The sequence below is a fragment of the Vibrio sp. Vb0349 genome (genome assembly GCF_033338975.1).
Genome location: NZ_JAWOTS010000086.1, coordinates 1 through 2,037 on the forward strand (window position 1 = coordinate 1; position 2,037 = coordinate 2,037).

At 45.1% G+C, this 2,037-nt stretch carries 2 protein-coding genes and 1 pseudogene; 1 reads left to right on the top strand and 2 read right to left on the bottom strand.

All coding sequences use genetic code 11. The features are described from left to right. Positions 1–326 (top strand): annotated as a pseudogene (gene ispH, locus R7Q47_RS23390) (4-hydroxy-3-methylbut-2-enyl diphosphate reductase); the annotation flags it as partial. 76 nt (positions 327–402) lie between these two features. Here ispH and btsR read toward each other — a convergent pair. Continuing rightward, positions 403–1,131, bottom strand: a complete 729-nt coding sequence (btsR, locus tag R7Q47_RS23395; RefSeq protein ID WP_025631968.1) for a two-component system response regulator BtsR — start codon at positions 1,129–1,131, stop codon at positions 403–405. Between the two features lie 31 nt (positions 1,132–1,162). Continuing rightward, positions 1,163–2,037, bottom strand: an 875-nt coding sequence (locus tag R7Q47_RS23400; RefSeq protein WP_318089470.1) for a sensor histidine kinase, incomplete at its 5' end; no start/stop codon positions are given.

A 2,037-nucleotide genomic window follows, 5' to 3' on the forward strand; every position in this document is an offset into this window, starting at 1 on the left:
GAGAGCTGGCTGGTGATGTGGATGTAATGGTGGTTGTGGGTTCTAAGAATTCTTCAAACTCTACTCGTCTTAAAGAGTTGGCTGAGAAACTTGGCACGCCTGGTTACTTGACGGATTGTCCTGAAGATATCAAGCCAGAGTGGTTTGAAGGCAAGACAAAAGTAGGTGTGACAGCGGGTGCTTCTGCGCCAGAAGAGTTGGTGAATCAGATTCTTGAGCGTATCAAAGAGCTAGTGGGTGCACGCTCAGTCGATGAAGTCTTAGGTCGAGAAGAAAACATGTTCTTCGAAGTACCAAAAGAGCTGCAAATCAAGCAAGTGGACTGATATCCATTTATCGAATATTCAAAAGGCGACCTCAAGGTCGCCTTTTTTGATCGTATGTTTCGCTCATATTCGGCACTTAGTTGCTGATACCTAGCATCTCTTTGAGTACTTTGAGGTAACGACGGCTTACTGGGATCTCAAAGCCTGTTTTGGTGATGATTTCGGCTAGACCATTTTCCAGCAGCTTGATTTCACTGATGGCCTTAATGCTCACTAAATATTGGCGATGACAACGCACTAAGGGCGTTTTTTCTTCCAGTGTTTTTAACGTGAGCTGAGTGCTTGCTGTTTGGCTGGTGGAACGTACATGCACACCGCTAATATCGCTATAAGCACATTCCACCGTCTCGGTTGCCATGATCACAATCCGATTGTGTCCAATACAAGGAATTTGATCCAAAGTATCGGGTGTAATCGCAGACAGTTGTTGAGTTAACGCTGATTGACTGATCACCTTGTTTAGGCGCTTAACGGTTTTGTTCAAGCGGCATGGGTCGACAGGTTTGAGGAGATAGTCAAACGCGTTATCTTCAAAAGCTTGGATTGCGTATTGGTCATAAGCGGTAACAAAAACCACATACGGCATGGTTTCAGGATCGAGCATGCCAAGCAGCTCGATCCCGGTTACTTGAGGCATTTGGATATCTAAGAACACCACATCAGGTTTGAGCTCGTTGATTTTTTTGAGGCCCAAGATGGCATTGGACGCATCACCGACCACCTCCACTTGACCTGTTTCATCCAAGAGCTCTGCCAGCTCTTCTCGAGCAAACTGTTCATCATCAATGACGAGTGCGGTTAACATCCAACATTACCTTTATTGCTGCTGATTGGGTTTATGATTTCGGGGGAATGATAAAGCTCATTTTAGTAAATTGATGCGTCACACACGCAATTTTTAGCGCTGAGTCACGCCCAAATTGATTAGTGAGACGTTTGTCTACAATTTCCAAGCCTAAACCTGAGTGGTTGTCTTTTGGTGGCTGGAAACTGCCTGCGTTGTCCTCGACTGTAATCAGGTGTCCTTGAGGTTGCGCTTCGCTGTAAATTTTAACTTTTCCACCTTCAAGCATATTGGAGATGCCGTGTTTGATGGCATTTTCCACCAAGGGTTGAAGTGTGAAACTTGGCAGCTTGATATCGAGCAACTCTGGGTCGATATCTATTTCTACTTCCAAGCGATCCGTGAAGCGTGCTTTTTCGATACTGAGGTAAGAATTGACGTGTGCAAGCTCTTCTTTCAGTGTCACTGTATTGATGTTCTGCTTTAAGTTGCTGCGGAAAAAGTGCGATAAATTTTGAATTAATTCGCGGGCTTTATCTGGATCGCGGCGCGTAATCGCACTGATAGTATTGAGCGCATTAAACAAAAAGTGAGGGTTTACCTGCGCGTGCAGCAGTTTGATTTCTGCCTGCGCTAACAGTGCTTGTTGTTGTTGATAATCGCCATACAAAATTTGGCTGGAGAGCAATTGAGCTATCCCTTCCGCCATTGACATGTTGGCGGTTGAGAACAGCTTACGCTTAGGTTCATAGAGTTTGATTGTTCCGATGACCGCTTTACCCGCACGCAATGGAATGATCAACGCCGAACCGAGTTTGCAATCTTTCGCCAAAGAACACTGATACGGACGCTCTGTACCATCAAGGTAGATGATGTCGTTTTTCTCCATCGAATCTAATGTGCTTTGCGATGAAATAGGCGTATTCG